The following is a 14679-nucleotide window of genomic DNA, read 5'->3' as shown; positions in this document are numbered from 1 at the left end:
GATCATGAGCCTTCGCGACATCCCGCTCCGCACTCTCGCCGACGACCCCACCACGCTCGGCGACCTCGCCGGCGACAAGGCCGTGCTTTTGGTCAACGTGGCCTCCCGCTGCGGCCTGACCCCGCAGTACGCCGGCCTGGTCAAGCTCCAGCAGGACTTCGGCCCGCGCGGCTTCAGCGTGGTCGGCATGCCCTGCAACCAGTTCGCCGGCCAGGAGCCCGGCACGGCGGAGGAGATCCAGGAGTTCTGCTCGGCGACCTACGGCGTCGACTTCCCGCTGCTGGCCAAGGCCGACGTCAACGGCCCCGGCCGCCACCCGCTCTACGCGCGGCTCACCGAGACGGCCGACGAGGAGGGCGCGGCGGGCGACGTCCAGTGGAACTTCGAGAAGTTCCTGCTCGACCGCGAGGGCAACGTCGTGGCCCGCTTCCGTCCCCGCACCGCCCCCGACGACCCGGCCGTCGTCGCGGCCATCGAGAAGCTGCTCTAGCGGGGCCGCCGGCGTTCGTGGGCGTGGAAGGCGGCGCAGCACACCAGCAGCGCCGCCGCGAACACCGGCAGCCAGGCCAGCCGGGCCGCCACCCACCCGAGCTCCTCGGGCGGGGTGTGCAGGCCGGGCAGCGCCCGGCTCGCCAGCAGGCCGAGCTCGGTCACCGCGATCAGCGCGGTCTGGTGCCACAGGAAGATCGTCATCGCGGCCAGGTTCGCCACGGCCACGGGCGCCCAGACGGCGGGGCGGCGCAGCACCCGGCGCAGCGGGCCGAGCAGCAGCAGCGCCGCGCCGCACTGGGCCAGCCCGAAGGCGACGGCCGCGAGCGAGGGCGGGTCCAGGTTGGAGACCGGGGCGCCCGGCACCCCGACCATGGTCGCCGGGTAGCCGCCCCACAGCACCAGCGCCAGGGCCGTGGCCGCGCCGCCGGCCAGCAGCGTCCAGCCGGTGGCCCGGCTCCGCAGCCGCCCGCGGGCCCAGGCCGCGCCCAGGCAGTACGGCGCCAGCCAGCCGGCCGCCAGGTTCACCCACCACAACCACTCCGGTCCGCCGGGCCCGAACCGCACCGCGTCGGAGACCGCCACCGCCGCGAGCGGCCAGGCCGGGTGCAGCCGGGCGGCCAGCGGCGTGGCCGCCGTCAGCGCGGCGAACACCAGCAGGAACCACATCGGCCCCGTCACCGTCTTGACCAGCACCCGAACGTCCTCCAGCGGCACCCCGGAGGCGAGCATCGCGACCGCGGCGACGGCCCACACCGCCACGACGACCGCCACCGGGCGGAACAGCCGTCCCAGCCGGCCGCGCAGCCACGGGAGGTAGCCGATGCCGGCCGCCCGCGCCGACCGGTGGCCCTTCGCCCCGACCAGGCCGCCGACCAGGAAGAAGATCGCCAGCATCTGGAACGCCCACGACATCGGGGCGAGCTGCGGCAGGTACTTGAGCGGGCTGGTGACGCGCAGGCTGCCGCTGTCGCTGACCACGGCGGTGACCAGCCAGTGTCCGGCCACCACCCCGAGGATGGCCAGGGCGCGCAGGGCGTCCAGGGCCCGGTCGCGCTCCGGCGGCGTCCCGGCCTCGATGCGGGCGGTCAGCCCCCGCGGGCCGGAGCGGGTGCGGAGGGAGGAGCCGGGCGCCGCGGTCGGCCTCTGCGGAGACGATGTGGGGGAGGGGTCAGGCATCGCGGTCGGCCTCTGCGGAGACGATGTGGGGGAGGGGTCAGGCATCGCGGTCGGCCTCTCCGGAGACGATGCGGGCGACGGCCGTGAGGGCGGGGGAGCCGGGCCGCAGGTAGTCGCTGTGGCCGCCGTCGCCCGCCGCGAAGACGCGGGCGCCGAACCCGGGCGAGACCGGGTCGGCACCCAGCCCGACCGTGACGAACGGCAGCTCGACCAGCGCGTGGGGCACGCCGGCGATCCAGTCGGCGCCGCCGCGCCCGGCCCACACGGCCGCGCGGGTGCGCATGGCGGCGACGTCGGGGACGCCCGCGCCGGGGCTGCCCATCAGGACGACGGCGGCCACGTCCAGGCCGGGCGCGGCCCGTCCGCACACCACCGAGCCGTAGGAGTGGCACACGAGCGACAGCCGGGCTTCGGGCCTGAGCGCGCGCACCTCCCGGACGAACGCCCGCAAGCCGGGCACGGCCTCGTCGGCCCGCGCGGGCGTCAGCACCTCCAGGCTGAGCGTGCCGGGCGTGCGGTACCCGGCCCAGGCGATGACCGCCGAGCCGTCGCCGAGCGCCTCGCGCAGCCGTGTCGCGCCGGCGCGCAGCAGGCCGTACCGGTCGAGGTTCGTGTCGGAGCCGGGCACCAGGACGGCGATCCGCCGGGCCGTCGCCAGGTCGCCGAAGACCTCCACGGTCCGGCCGCCGTCGCGCCCGTCGAAGGACAGGAACGTGCGCGACGGGTCCGCCATGGCCCGCAGCGCCGCCGCCCGCAGGCGGTGCCCCCGCGCGGCGGCGGCGCGCCCTGCGGCCAGGACGGCGGCGCGCCCGGCGGCGTACCGCTCGGCCAGCGCGGCGGCCAGCGCGGCGGGGGTTCCCGCGCGCAGCGGCGCGACGGCGGCGGGGACGGGCGCGGGCACCCCCGCGGACCCGCCGGCGCCGGACGCGGGCACCGCCACCGAAGCGGTGACGAGCGCGGCGAGCAGGCGCTTCCTGAGCGATGCCATGGCGGGTGGTCCCCTTCCGTGCCGGTTCTTCCTTCCGGCACCGAAGGTAGGGATCACGCGTTGTAGTCGGCTTCCCCCTGGAGGATGCACCTTTCGCGTAGCTCTGAGGTACTACCGGGCTCAGGAGTCGTACAGTGGCCGCGCTGAGGAGGCGCCATGCTCACGGTGACATCCGCCGACGGGACCGACGTCCAGGTGGTCGAGGAGGGGCGGGGCCCGGCCGTCCTCGTCCTGCACGCGGGGCTCGACGACGGCACCCGGTGGGGCAAGGTCGCCGGACTGCGCGCGCCGCGGCAGATCGACGACCTGCCGGCGATCGACGCCCTGGGCGACCGGCGGGCGGCGTACGCGGCGATCCGCGCGCCGGTAGTGCTGCTCGGCGGCGACCGCAGCCCCGCCCATCTCGGCGCGCACCTGAGAGCGCCCCGGGAGGTGGCCCAGGTGATCGAGGCGCACGCGCGGCACGTCCTCGGCCAGAGCTGAGAGGGTCACCGGCGGGGGCCGCAGCTCCCGCGGATGATCAGCTCGGTGGGCAGCACCACCGTGCGCGCCCGCCGGGTGCCCTCGCGCAGCACCAGCTCGCACGCCCGGTAGCCCATGTCCCGGCCCGGCTGGGCGATCACGGTCAGCGGCGGGGCGCACAGCTCGGCCCAGGGCACGTCGTCGTACATCACCAGCGACACGTCCTTCGGCACCCGCAGGTCGAGCTCGCGGGCGGCCAGCACGGCCGCCTCGCCCAGGACGTTCCCGCCCGCGACGACGGCCGACAGGTCGGGACGGCTCTGGAACAGGCCGGAGGCGGCGGCGTACGCCGAGTCGCGGCTGCCGGTGCCGAACACCACCAGCTCCTCGTCCACCGGCGCGCCCACGGCCTCGCGGAAGGCGTCGGCCCGCCGGTCGTGGCCGGGGCCGCCGAGGAAGGCGATGCGCCGGTGGCCGAGGCCGCGCAGGTAGCGCACGGCCGTACGGATGCCGGCGCGGTCGTCGGCCAGGACGGCGGGCACGTCGAGCGGACGCGCGGCGCCCTCGGGGACGCGCCCGCGCGGCGTCACGCCGTCGAGGAGCATGAGGTCGTCGAGGGCGCTCTCGGCGGGGTCGCGGTCGCCGTCGCGCCCGGCCTCGGGCGGCAGGCGGTCGGCGAAGACCACCGTCATGCCCGCCCTGAGCGCGGGGGCCCACGTCTCGGCGTCGCCGGAGGGCACCGCGATGACCCGGTCGACGCTCTGCTCCAGCAGCATGCCGATCAGCTCGGCCTCCTGCTCGGGGTCGCCGGCCGTCGAGCCCAGCACCACCGGCTCGCCCGCCGACCGGGCGCAGGCGAGCACGCCTTCGCAGAGCTGCCCGTAGAAGGTGTCGGTGAGGTCGGGCACCAGCAGGCCCAGGCCGCCGGTGCGGCGCTGGCGCAGGTTGCGGCCGAGCGCGCTGGGCCGGTAGTCGAGCTGGGCGGCGACGGCCAGCACCCGTTCCCTGGTGCTGGGGCTGGCCGAGCCGCCCGACAGCACCCGGGACACGGTCGCGACGCCGACGCCCGCCGCCTCGGCCACATCCTTGATCGTCGCGCGCTTCTCCATGGAAACGATTCCATCATGGATTCCACGCCACCGGAAGGGCGCCGCTCCTACAAAGGCTGGTCACGCGGTACCCCTTGACACCGATGTCCGTTTCGGGTGAGATACGTGAAAACGTATCCACGGGAACCGAGAACCAACGTCCGGGCCGATCGCCCTGGAGCGCGAAGGAATGTCATGGCATCCATCGTTCTGACGAACGTCGACAAGATCTACGCCGGTGGCGTGAAGGCCGTGAACGGGCTGAACCTTGAGATCAAGGACGGCGAGTTCATGGTGCTGGTTGGCCCATCGGGTTGCGGCAAGTCGACCGCGCTCCGGATGATCGCCGGCCTTGAGGACATCAGCGGCGGCGAGATCGCCATCGGCGACAAGGTGGTCAACCACCTGCCGCCCAAGGACCGCGACATCGCGATGGTCTTCCAGAACTACGCGCTCTACCCGCACATGACGGTCGAGGAGAACCTCGCCTTCGGCCTCAAGCTCCGCAAGATGCCCAAGCCGGAGATCCAGAAGCGGGTCAACGAGGCCGCCAAGATGCTCGGCCTGGAGACCTACCTCAAGCGCAAGCCGGCCGCTCTGTCCGGTGGTCAGCGCCAGCGTGTCGCCATGGGCCGCGCCATCGTCCGCGAGCCGCAGGCCTTCCTCATGGACGAGCCGCTGTCGAACCTCGACGCCAAGCTCCGCGTCTCCATGCGCGCCTCGCTCAACACCCTGCACGAGCGCCTCGGCGTCACCACCGTGTACGTCACCCACGACCAGGTCGAGGCCATGACCCTCGGCGACCGCGTCTGCGTCCTGCGCGACGGCCTGCTCCAGCAGGTGGACACCCCGCAGAACCTGTTCGACAAGCCGGTCAACCTGTTCGTCGCCGGCTTCATGGGCTCGCCCTCGATGAACTTCGTCACCGCCGAGCTGGTCCGCGACAACGGCGCGGCCGTGCGCTTCGCCGACATCAGCCTGCCGATCCCCGACTCGGCGTTCGCCGAGAAGCCGGGCCTCGACCAGTACATCGGCAAGAAGGTCATCCTCGGCATCCGCCCGTCGGACTTCGAGGACGCCAACTCGGCCGGCAACCACGCCAACGGCTGGGCCACCCTGCCCGTCAAGGCGGAGGTCACCGAGGAGCTGGGCTCCGAGATCAACGTGCTGTTCCTGATCGACGCCCCGCCGGTCGAGCACAAGGACACCGTCGCCGCCGCCGACACGGGCGACGACGAGGAGGCGGCGCTGCCGCTCGTGGGCGACAAGTCCCTGTGGACCGCCCGCGTCAACGCCCGCAGCCACGTGCGCCCCGGCCAGCGCATCGACCTGGTCCTGGACACGCACAACATGCACTTCTTCGACCCGACCAGCGGCCTGGCCATCGGCCACGAGGCCAACCGCTAGCAGGTCCAGCCGGATCTGCCGGTTCCCGGCCGTGAGTTCCTCACGGCCGTCCCGGGCCCCCACCGCGACCCCCTCCCGCGGCGGGGGCCCACCTTGTTGTGGTACGCCCCGAGGTCAGCGGCGGCCGAGCCTGGCCGAGACGCGCCCGGCCAGGTTGTGCGGCACCAGCCTGCCGATCGCCACGATGGCCTTGTAGCGCAGGTCGGGCACCGAGACCCGCTTGCCGAGCGCGAGGTCGCGCATGGCCTCCCTGACCACGTTGTCGGCCTTCAGCCACAGGAAGCCCGGGATGCCCGAGGTGTCCATGGACGCCCGCTGGTGGAACTCGGTGCGCACGAAACCCGGGCACAGCGCCATGATCCTGATCCGCGGGTTGCGCACGTCGTTGGCCGCGGACTCGCTGAAGTTGACCACCCACGCCTTCGAGGCGCTGTAGGTGCCGCGGGAGAAGAACGCCGCGACCGACGCCACGTTGATCACCGCGCCCCGGTCGCGCTTGCGCATCGCGGGCAGCGCCGCCAGGGTGAGCCGCAGCACGGCCTCGCAGTGGACCTTCAGCATGCGCAGCTCGTCCTCGACCGGCACCTTGAGGAAGTCGCCGGGGTGGCCGAAGCCGGCGTTGTTCACCAGCAGGTCGACTCCGTCGCGAAGTCTCGACTCGACCCTGGCCAGGCCCTCCTCGGTGGCCAGGTCGGCGGGCAGCACCTCGACGTCCACGCCGTACCTGAGCCTGAGCTGGTCGGCGACCTGGACGAGCCGCTGCTCGTCGCGCGCGACCAGGACGAGCGAGCAGGCGTCGGCGGCCAGGCGGCGGGCGAACGCGGCGCCGATGCCGGCGGTGGCGCCCGTGATCAATGCGGTAGGCATGTCCTGAACCTTAACGTCCCCGGTCGGGCGTGCGAGTATGGACGGCGTGCGCCCCCTCGCGGCCGTGCTCCTCCTGGCCCTCACCGCCTGCTCGGCCGCCTCGCCCCCGCCCGGCCCGGCCCCCGCGACCCCCGTCCCCGGGTCCTCAGCTCCGGCCTCCACGCCGGCGAGCGCCGGGCCGGAGCGCACGTCCGGGCGCGGCCAGGTGCGTTTCCGGGAGCTCGGCCGGTTCGAACGGCCGGTCGCCCTGGCCGTGCGCAAGGGCGACGACCGGCTCTACGTCGCCGAGCAGGGCGGCCGGCTGCGCGCCACGGACGGCGACGTCCTCGTCGACCTGTCGGGCGAGGTGAGCGGCGGCAACGAGCAGGGCCTGCTCGGCGTGGCCTTCCATCCCTCCGGCCGGTGGCTCTACCTCGACTGGACCGACACGCGCGGCGCCACCCACGTCACCGAATGGGCCTTCGACGGCCGGCGCGCGACCGGCCGGCGCGACGTGCTCACCCAGGACCAGCCGTACGCCAACCACAACGGCGGCCAGCTCGCCTTCGGCCCCGACGGCCACCTCTACGTCGGGCTCGGCGACGGCGGCAGCGCGGGCGACCCGCAGGGCAACGGCCAGGACCTCGGCACGCTGCTGGGCAAGATCCTGCGCATCGACCCGCGCGGCAGGCCGTACAAGGTGCCGCGGGACAACCCGTTCGCCGGGAAGGACGGCGCGCGTCCGGAGATCTGGGCCTACGGCCTGCGCAACCCCTGGCGGTTCGGCTTCGACCGGCACAGCGGCGACCTGTGGATCGGCGACGTCGGCCAGGACGAGGCGGAGGAGGTCGACCGCCAGCCGGCCGCCTCCAAGGGCGGCGAGAACTACGGCTGGAACCTGCGCGAGGGCGGGCGGCCCTTCCGCGGCGGCACGGGCCGCGGCCTGACCGAGCCGGTCATCACCTACCCCCTGCACAAGGACGGCAACTGCTCGGTGATCGCCGGGTACGTCTACCGCGGCGCCGCGCTGCCCTGGCTGCGCGGCAGCTTCCTGTACGGGGACTTCTGCGCCGGCTGGGTCAGGGCCGCGCCCGCGGCCGAGCCGTCGAAGGCGGCCGAGATCGGCCGGGTCGAGCAGCTCTCCTCCTTCGGGGAGGGGCTCGACGGCGAGCTCTACGCGCTCAGCCTGCGGGGTCCGCTCTACCGGATCGAGCCTGCCTGACGCGCTCGATCAGCTCCTCGACCTGGTCGTTGAGCCGTGATCCGCGGGTCCAGCCGGCGTAGTGGGTCAGGAAGACCACCACCTCGCGCAGCTCGCTCTCGCTCAGGTCGCCCGCCCGCAGCGCGACGTCGAGCTGTACGGCGGTCAGGTCGTCGAGCCCCTGTCCGACGAGCAGCCCGAGCAGGAGCAGCCGGCGCTCCTTGACCGACAGGGCGGTCCTCGACCACAGGTCGGCGAACTGCCGCTCAGCCGTCATGCCGAAGGAGTCGACGGTCTCCATCGCGGGTTCTTTCATGGTGCGCTCCGGGGCTCGGGATGGGCGTCCTCATATCCTTTGCTACTTCCTGTGGTCTACCAATGGGGGTTGCACGAACGTTGTATCCCGGGCGACCGTAGAGTGTGGCGACCTGGCCCATACCATCATTTGGTGATCTGTAACAAGTAAAGCCAATCAATGGCCAAGATTTGGTCAAGATTTCTCACCGTGCATCCGGCCTCATTCCGCATGAAAGCGGGCACAACAACTGCGTTGGTCCGTAAAGCGGAGGTAAGCCCTGGTGAAAAGGACACGGGCTTGGATCGCGCTCATGGTCGCGGTCTTCCTGCTGCAGGCGTGCGGGCAGCCGGAGTTCACCTACGTACGGGACAGGGAAGGCACCACCTATTTCAAGGTGCCCGCCTCGTTCAAGCAGCTCAACGCCACTCCGATCGAACTGTATCTGACGGGTGACCGGCCCGGTTCGCTGGCCGCGGCGACACGCGCGCAGCGGGTCTGGTCCACGGCCTTCGACCAGTCGGCCGAGCCGTCGGTCAACCATCTGCTGAGCTCGTCCGACCCGTTCGTGTACGCCACCGTGCACAAGCTCACCGAGCAGCAGCGCGACGCGATCTCGCTCAACCGGCTGCGCGACTTCGTGCTGCCCGTGACGGACCCGATGCGCGAGCTGTACGAGCAGCAGACCATGACCACCGGCCGGCCGCCCATGTTCGCCAAGTTCGAGCTCCTCAGCGACGACGTCCTCGCCCTGGAGAACGGCGCCAGAGGCGTACGGGTGCGCTTCAACTACCAGATCGGCGCCGACGTCCAGACATTCGACCAGACCGCGATCCTCGACGAGAAGGGCGCGACGGTCTCGGTCATGCTCATCGGCTGCCGGGCGACCTGCTACCGCGAGCGCGGCGCCGAGTTCGACAAGATCGCGGGTTCGTTCAAGCTGCTCCGGCTGCCCGGATAGGGAGCGCCAGTGACCACCCCAGACAAGAGCACCGTTCAGCACGAAGGGCTGCGCGCCCCCGGCAGCGGGCCCTCCGACCCGGACTCCGTGACCAGGAAGAAGATGCAGTTCTGGGACCGGAGCAAGTTCCTCATCGCGCTGGTCCTGGCCTACCTGATCCTCACCTGGAAGGTGATGGCCGACTGGACGGGCGTCGTGACCTTCCCCGAGGCGGCCTGGAAGATCGGCTACGAGTACCAGTGGATCTTCTGGCTGCTCGGCGCCGAGGTCCTGCGGCAACTGCACTTCCTCGTCAGCGAGCACTGGTCGGGCTACCACCGGTTCTGGAGCCGGAAGGTCTTCGGCGGGTTCGAGCGGTGGACGCACCGGCGCTTCGACGACTGGACCAGGTACCGCATCTCCAGGGCCCTGAAGATCGCCTTCCTCGTCACGCTGACCGCGCTCGTGGCGGGGGCGGTGCTGGACGTCAGCCCGTTCGTCGCCCTGTTGCAGGCGCCGACGCTGATCTGGCAGGCGCTGCCGTTCCTGCTCCAGATCGTCTTCCTGTTCTTCTTCGTCATCATCCAGTTCGTCGGCCTGTTCTGGTTCCTGTCCAGGGGCGGCGTGGAGACGTACTTCCCCGACGACATCAAGACCCGCTTCGCCGACGTCTGGGGCCAGGACCACGTGGTCGAGCGGGTCCAGGAGAACATCGTCTTCCTGGAGCGGCCCGACGAGATCGAGCGGCGCGGCGGGTACGTGCCCAGCGGCCTGCTGCTGTGGGGGCCGCCCGGCACCGGCAAGACCCTGATGGCCGAGGCCGTGGCCGGGGAGACCGGCAAGCCGTACGTGTTCGTGGATCCGGGAGCCTTCACGAACATGTTCATGGGCGTCGGCATCCTGAAGGTCAAGGGCCTGTTCAGGAAGCTGCGCAAGCTGGCGCTGCGGTACGGCGGCGTGATCGTCTTCTTCGACGAGGCCGACTCGCTCGGCAAGCGCGGCAAGCTGGCCCAGCAGGGGCCGCCGGGGCAGGGCGGCTTCTCGGCGCACTCCGGCTGCCACGGGATGACGTACCTGTCGGAGGAGAGCCGCTCGGTGCTGGCCTTCAAGGGCCGGCGCGCGGCCGCCGACGCCGACGGCCCGCCGGGCACCTGGCGCGAGCGCTTCTTCGCCGGCGGCGGCATGATGAACAGCGGCGACCCCGGCACCCTCCAGGCGCTGCTCACCGAGCTGTCCGGGCTCAAGAAGCCGCGCGGCTTCTTCAACCGGCTGGTCAGGCGGCTGCTCGGGATGCGGCCCAAGCCGCCGCCCAAATACCGCATCCTCGTCATGATGGCCACCAACCGTCCCGACGCGCTGGACGAGGCGCTGCTGCGGCCGGGCCGCATCGACCGCATCTACAAGGTCGGCTACCCGTCCAAGGCCGGGCGGGTGCGGACGTACCAGGGCTATTTCGACAAGGTCGAACACGAGCTCACCGGGGAGCAGATCGACAAGCTGGCCACGATCACGCCGTACGCCACCGGGGCCACGATCAAGGACCTGGTCAACGAGTCGCTGATCACCGCCATCCGCGACGGCCGGGAGGTCATCACCTGGTCGGACGTGCTGCGCGCCAAGCGGCTCAAGCAGCTCGGCCCGCCCGAGGACGTCGAGTACATCGAGCGCGAGCGGCACGCCGTGGCCGTGCACGAGGCGTGCCACGCCGTGGTGGCGTACGTGACCCGGTTCCATCTGGAGATCGACATCGCCACCATCGAGAAGGGCGCCGACTACCTGGGCATGGTCGCCTCGATCAAGCCCGAGGACCAGTTCACCCGCTGGAAGTCCGAGTACGAGGCCGACATCATGGTCTCCCTGGCCTCGCTGGCCGGAGAGCGGATGTTCTTCGGCGAGGACAACTCCTCCGGCGTCTCCGGCGACCTGCACGCGGCCACGTTCCTCACCGCGCTCATGGAGTCGTACTGGGGGATGGGCTCCGGCGTCACGTCGCTGCCCGCGCTCCAGGAGCTGGAGATCCACGGCGGCAAGGCCATGCGCGGTCGCGGCGGCGGGGGAGGCGGCATCGGCATCACCGAGCGCGATCCGGTGCGCGCCGCGCCCGACCTGACCCCCGACGTGCTGGGCGAGCGCATCGAGTTCAACCTGGTGCGGCTGCTGGAGCAGACCGAGCGGCTGCTGGCGGAGCACCGCAGGCAGGTGCTGTGCCTGGCGCACGCCCTGGAGACGCACAAGACGCTCAACGGCGACGACGTGGTGGCCGTCATCCGCGGCGAGCGCGGACCGCTTGTGGACGGCACGATCTACGCTTCCGACGAGCTCTACGAGCAGTTGGAGGACTACCACCACGACGCGGCCAGGGCGCACAAGGAGCACAGCCGCATCGAGCGCGAGCTGCCCGGCCCGGTGGAGGAGGAGGCCGCGCCGCGGGCGGTCGCCTTCGCCGCCCCGGGCGCGGGCGCCGCCGCCGCGGCGCAGGTGATCACGGCCGAGGTCACCCGGATCGACCAGGGCGTCGCGCAGAGCCTCGAACAGGGCGTCGGGCAGGGCGTCGGGCAGGGCGTTGACCAGGGCGGTGACCGGCCCGAGTTCGTGCCGTGGGCGCCCGGCCCGAGGCCCGCTCCCGTGCCGGTCCCCGTGGCGGCGGCGGTTCCGGCCGCCGTCCCGCACGCGGGCTTCGGGCCGGTCGGCGGGCCGGTCGGCGGGCCGGTCGGCGGCCCGGTCGGTGAGGCCCGGCCGCGCCGGCGCGCCGGACGGGCCTGGCTGGTCGTGGCCAGCCTGCTCGGGCTGATCGCGCTGGCCCTGATCGCGGCGCTGGCGGTGACGGGCGCGGTGCCCGGCGCGGGGGCCGACGTCGCGGCGGCTCCCGCGCTCGCCTCACCGGCCCTGCTGCTCCTGCTGTTCGTCGTGGTCGTCGGGGTGATCGTGGGCGCCGGGCTCGCGTTCGTGGCGGTCAGGGGCGTACGGACGGCGCAGGCCAAGGCGGAACGCGAGCGCGACGAGGCTCACCGGCGGGCCCAGCTGCTGGCCGCGGCCATGGACCCGGACACGGCCATGCGGCTGCTCGGCTACGACGGCACGGGCAACGGCAACGGCACCCGAGCCGATGGGTGATCATATGATCACTTAGAGTAAGGACGCATGAACGAGGACGGCGTCGTACGCAGCCTGGTCCCCGCCCGCATGGACCGCCTGCCGTGGGCGCCGTTCCACACCCGGCTGGTGATCGCGCTCGGCGTGGCCTGGGTGCTCGACGGGCTGGAGATCACCATCGCCAGCAACGTCGGGGCGTTCCTGCAGCGCCCCGACACGCTCGGCTTCACCTCCGCCGAGGTGGGCCTGTCGGCCACCGTCTACCTGATCGGCCAGGTGGCCGGCGCGCTCTACTTCGGCTGGCTGTCCGACCGGCTCGGCCGCAGGAAGCTGTTCATCCTCACGCTCGGCATCTACCTGGTCGCCAGCGGCCTGACCGCCCTGTCGTGGGACCTGTGGAGCTTCCTGGTGCTGCGTCTCGTGGCGGGGGCGGGCATCGGCGGCGAGTACGCGGCCGTCAACTCCGCCATCGACGAGATGATCCCCTCCCACTACCGGGGCCACGTCGACCTGGCCATCAACGGCACCTACTGGCTGGGGTCGCTGCTGGCCACCTCGGCCACGTTCCTGCTGCTGCACCCCGGCGGGCCGCTGGACCCCGACTGGGCCTGGCGGCTCGGGTTCGCGGTCGGGCCGGTGATCGGCCTGGCCATCTGGGGGCTGCGCCGGCACCTGCCGGAGAGCCCGCGCTGGCTGATGACGCACGGCCGCGAGGAGGAGGCCGAGCGGGTCGTCGCCCGCATCGAGCGGGAGGTCGAACGGGAGGACCGGGTCAGGCTGGAGCCGGTGCCGCAGGAGCAGGCGCTGGAGATCGTCCCCGAGCACCACGCGCCGCTGTCGCAGGTCGCCAGGACGTTGTTCCGCACCTACCCGGAGCGCTCGGTGCTGGGGGCGACGCTGATGATCTGCCAGTCGTTCCTCTACAACGCGGTGTTCTTCACCTACTCGCTGGTGCTGACGCACTTCTACGGCGTCCCGGCGGGCTCGGTGCCGCAGTACATGTTCGCCTTCGCGGCCGGGAACCTGCTCGGGCCGCTGCTGCTGGGCAGGCTGTTCGACACGGTCGGGCGCAGGCAGATGATCTCGGCCACGTACATCGCCTCGGGGCTGCTGCTGGCGGTGACCGGGTGGCTGTTCAAGGAGGGCATGCTGACGGCGGTCACGCAGACCGTGCTCTGGTCGGTGATCTTCTTCATCGCCTCGGCGGCGGCCAGCTCGGCGTACCTGACCGTGAGCGAGATCTTCCCGATCGAGCTGCGGGCCCAGGCCATCGCGATCTTCTTCGCGCTCGGGCAGGTCGCGGGGGCGTTCGGGCCGACGGTCTTCGCCTCGCTCATCGGCGACCAGCGCGACCCCGACCCGACCCGGCTGTTCTGGGGCTACTGCTTCGGCGCCGGGATGATGGTGGCGGCCGGGGTGGTGGAGATCGTCTTCGGGGTGAAGGCCGAGCGCACGCCGCTGGAGCACATCGCGGCCCCGCTGACCTCCCGCCAGGCCACCTCTACCTAGCCGGGCCGGGCCCGCTCGCGTGCTCGGCGTGCGCCCGCGCCACCAGGGCCGCCAGCCGCTCGTCCCGGGCGACGCCGGCCCGCTGCCGCTCCGGCAGCTCGCCCAGCCGCGCCTCGGCCGCGAGCAGGTCGCGGTAGACCTCCTCGCGCCGCGCCGGGTCCTTCTCGACGTCCAGGTAGTCCTGGGCGTGCCGGCGGACGGCCGAGACCACGTTCTGCGCCCGGCCGCGAGGGCTGGCCAGCGAGGCGGCCACGGTGACCAGCAGCACGCCGACGATCACCGACAGCGACAGCCCGGTGCTGATCTCGGTGACGTTCACCGGCTCGCCGTCGTTGACGAACGGCACGTTGTTCTCGTGCAGCGCGTGCAGCCCGAGCTTGACGCCGATGAAGGCCAGGATGACCGCCAGCCCGTAGGCGAGGTAGATGAGCCGGTCGAGCAGGCCGTCGATGAGGAAGTAGAGCTGCCGCAGCCCCAGCAGGGAGAAGGCGGTGGCGGTGAAGACGAGGTAGACGTTCTGGGTGAGGCCGAAGATGGCCGGGATGGAGTCGAGCGCGAACAGCACGTCGGTGCCGGCCAGGGCGATCATGACCAGCAACATCGGCGTCATCACCCGGCGGCCGTCCACCACCGTGAACAGCCGGTCGCCGTCGTAGGTTTCCGTGGCGCGGAACAGCCTGCGGGCCAGGCGGACCATGATGTTGTCGGTGTGGCCCTCGCCGCCCTCCGGGCGCAGCAGGTTGCCCGCCGTGAGCAGCAGGATCAGGCTGAAGACGTAGAACACCCAGGCGAACGTCTCGATCATCGCGGCGCCGAGGAGGATGAACCCGGTCCTGGCGATCAGCGAGAAGACGATGCCGAACAGCAGGGCCTTCTGCTGGTCGGCGCGCGGCACCCGGAAGCTGGCCATGATGACGAGGAAGACGAACAGGTTGTCGACCGACAGCGCCTTCTCGGTCACGTACCCGGCGAAGTACTCCGCGCCCGGCTCGGCGCCGCCGAACGCCCACACGCCCACGCCGAACAGCAGGGCGATCCCGACGTACAGGGCCGACCAGACGGCCGCCTCGCGCAGCGCGGGGACGTGCGCCTGCCGCACGTGGAAGAAGAAGTCGAACAGCAGCAGGCCGGCGATCCCCAGGATCGTCAGCCACCACACGGGCGCGGGCACGTCCACGAACG

Annotated in this window: 13 protein-coding genes; 7 read left to right on the top strand and 6 right to left on the bottom strand. The window is 72.2% G+C overall.

What is annotated here, in order from left to right:
- Window positions 1–4: 4 nt before the first annotated feature.
- Window positions 5–490 (top strand): glutathione peroxidase, encoded by a 486-nt coding sequence (locus ACIBST_RS28860; protein WP_397176168.1) that lies wholly within the window; start codon window positions 5–7, stop codon window positions 488–490.
- Here the strand turns inward: ACIBST_RS28860 and ACIBST_RS28855 are convergent.
- A complete protein-coding gene (locus ACIBST_RS28855) occupies window positions 487–1668 on the bottom strand; it encodes an acyltransferase (RefSeq protein WP_397176167.1) in 1182 nt (393 codons plus the stop codon). The two genes, ACIBST_RS28860 and ACIBST_RS28855, sit on opposite strands and share 4 nt — an antisense overlap.
- A gap of 37 nt (window positions 1669–1705) precedes the next feature.
- Window positions 1706–2656, bottom strand: coding sequence for an alpha/beta hydrolase (locus ACIBST_RS28850; RefSeq protein WP_397176165.1), 951 nt, complete (start codon window positions 2654–2656; stop codon window positions 1706–1708).
- Between the two features lie 156 nt (window positions 2657–2812).
- Here ACIBST_RS28850 and ACIBST_RS28845 point away from each other — a divergent pair, with 156 nt between their 5' ends.
- Window positions 2813–3139 (top strand): hypothetical protein, encoded by a 327-nt coding sequence (locus ACIBST_RS28845; RefSeq protein WP_397176164.1) that lies wholly within the window; start codon window positions 2813–2815, stop codon window positions 3137–3139.
- Window positions 3140–3144: 5 nt separating this feature from the next.
- Here ACIBST_RS28845 and ACIBST_RS28840 read toward each other — a convergent pair whose 3' ends face one another.
- Window positions 3145–4227: a LacI family DNA-binding transcriptional regulator gene (locus tag ACIBST_RS28840; RefSeq protein WP_397176162.1), complete on the bottom strand. Its 1083-nt coding sequence runs from the start codon at window positions 4225–4227 to the stop codon at window positions 3145–3147.
- Window positions 4228–4401: 174 nt separating this feature from the next.
- Here ACIBST_RS28840 and ACIBST_RS28835 point away from each other — a divergent pair, with 174 nt between their 5' ends.
- A complete protein-coding gene (locus tag ACIBST_RS28835; RefSeq protein ID WP_397176160.1) occupies window positions 4402–5613 on the top strand; it encodes an ABC transporter ATP-binding protein in 1212 nt (403 codons plus the stop codon).
- 114 nt (window positions 5614–5727) lie between these two features.
- Here the strand turns inward: ACIBST_RS28835 and ACIBST_RS28830 are convergent, their stop codons facing one another.
- A complete protein-coding gene (locus ACIBST_RS28830; RefSeq protein ID WP_397176158.1) occupies window positions 5728–6480 on the bottom strand; it encodes an SDR family NAD(P)-dependent oxidoreductase in 753 nt (250 codons plus the stop codon).
- A 46-nt stretch (window positions 6481–6526) separates the two neighbouring features.
- Between ACIBST_RS28830 and ACIBST_RS28825 the strand changes: the two genes are divergently transcribed.
- Window positions 6527–7681 (top strand): PQQ-dependent sugar dehydrogenase, encoded by a 1155-nt coding sequence (locus ACIBST_RS28825; RefSeq protein WP_397176157.1) that lies wholly within the window; start codon window positions 6527–6529, stop codon window positions 7679–7681.
- On the opposite strand, the gene ACIBST_RS28820 is transcribed toward ACIBST_RS28825, so the two are convergent.
- Window positions 7641–7976, bottom strand: a complete 336-nt coding sequence (locus ACIBST_RS28820) for a carboxymuconolactone decarboxylase family protein (RefSeq protein ID WP_397176156.1) — start codon at window positions 7974–7976, stop codon at window positions 7641–7643. The genes ACIBST_RS28825 and ACIBST_RS28820 overlap by 41 nt on opposite strands.
- A 262-nt stretch (window positions 7977–8238) precedes the next feature.
- Between ACIBST_RS28820 and ACIBST_RS28815 the strand changes: the two genes are divergently transcribed.
- The 3 genes from ACIBST_RS28815 to ACIBST_RS28805 are packed head-to-tail and all read left to right on the top strand — an operon-like array spanning window position 8239 to window position 13497.
- A complete protein-coding gene (locus ACIBST_RS28815; RefSeq protein WP_397176154.1) occupies window positions 8239–8916 on the top strand; it encodes a lipoprotein in 678 nt (225 codons plus the stop codon).
- Between the two features lie 9 nt (window positions 8917–8925).
- Window positions 8926–12009: an AAA family ATPase gene (locus ACIBST_RS28810; RefSeq protein ID WP_397176152.1), complete on the top strand. Its 3084-nt coding sequence runs from the start codon at window positions 8926–8928 to the stop codon at window positions 12007–12009.
- 27 nt (window positions 12010–12036) lie between these two features.
- Window positions 12037–13497 (top strand): MFS transporter, encoded by a 1461-nt coding sequence (locus ACIBST_RS28805; RefSeq protein ID WP_397176151.1) that lies wholly within the window; start codon window positions 12037–12039, stop codon window positions 13495–13497.
- Here the strand turns inward: ACIBST_RS28805 and ACIBST_RS28800 are convergent.
- Complete coding sequence (locus tag ACIBST_RS28800; RefSeq protein ID WP_397176149.1) at window positions 13490–14674, bottom strand: TerC family protein; 1185 nt, start codon at window positions 14672–14674, stop codon at window positions 13490–13492. The genes ACIBST_RS28805 and ACIBST_RS28800 overlap by 8 nt on opposite strands.
- Between the last annotated feature and the right edge of the window lie 5 nt (window positions 14675–14679).

The organism is Nonomuraea sp. NPDC049684, from assembly GCF_044465345.1.
In the GTDB taxonomy this organism is placed as follows: domain Bacteria; phylum Actinomycetota; class Actinomycetes; order Streptosporangiales; family Streptosporangiaceae; genus Nonomuraea.
This window is presented reverse-complemented; position numbering and strand designations above follow the sequence as displayed.

Excerpts from the sequence above, each read along its gene's own strand:
- ACIBST_RS28860 (WP_397176168.1), top strand. The coding sequence starts at position 5 with ATGAGCCTTCGCGACATCCCGCTCCGCACTCTCGCCGACGACCCCACC.
- ACIBST_RS28855 (WP_397176167.1), bottom strand. The coding sequence starts at position 1,668 with ATGCCTGACCCCTCCCCCACATCGTCTCCGCAGAGGCCGACCGCGGCG.
- ACIBST_RS28850 (WP_397176165.1), bottom strand. The coding sequence starts at position 2,656 with ATGGCATCGCTCAGGAAGCGCCTGCTCGCCGCGCTCGTCACCGCTTCG.
- ACIBST_RS28845 (WP_397176164.1), top strand. The coding sequence starts at position 2,813 with ATGCTCACGGTGACATCCGCCGACGGGACCGACGTCCAGGTGGTCGAG.
- ACIBST_RS28840 (WP_397176162.1), bottom strand. The coding sequence starts at position 4,227 with ATGGAGAAGCGCGCGACGATCAAGGATGTGGCCGAGGCGGCGGGCGTC.
- ACIBST_RS28835 (WP_397176160.1), top strand. The coding sequence starts at position 4,402 with ATGGCATCCATCGTTCTGACGAACGTCGACAAGATCTACGCCGGTGGC.
- ACIBST_RS28830 (WP_397176158.1), bottom strand. The coding sequence starts at position 6,480 with ATGCCTACCGCATTGATCACGGGCGCCACCGCCGGCATCGGCGCCGCG.
- ACIBST_RS28820 (WP_397176156.1), bottom strand. The coding sequence starts at position 7,976 with ATGAAAGAACCCGCGATGGAGACCGTCGACTCCTTCGGCATGACGGCT.
- ACIBST_RS28805 (WP_397176151.1), top strand. The coding sequence starts at position 12,037 with ATGAACGAGGACGGCGTCGTACGCAGCCTGGTCCCCGCCCGCATGGAC.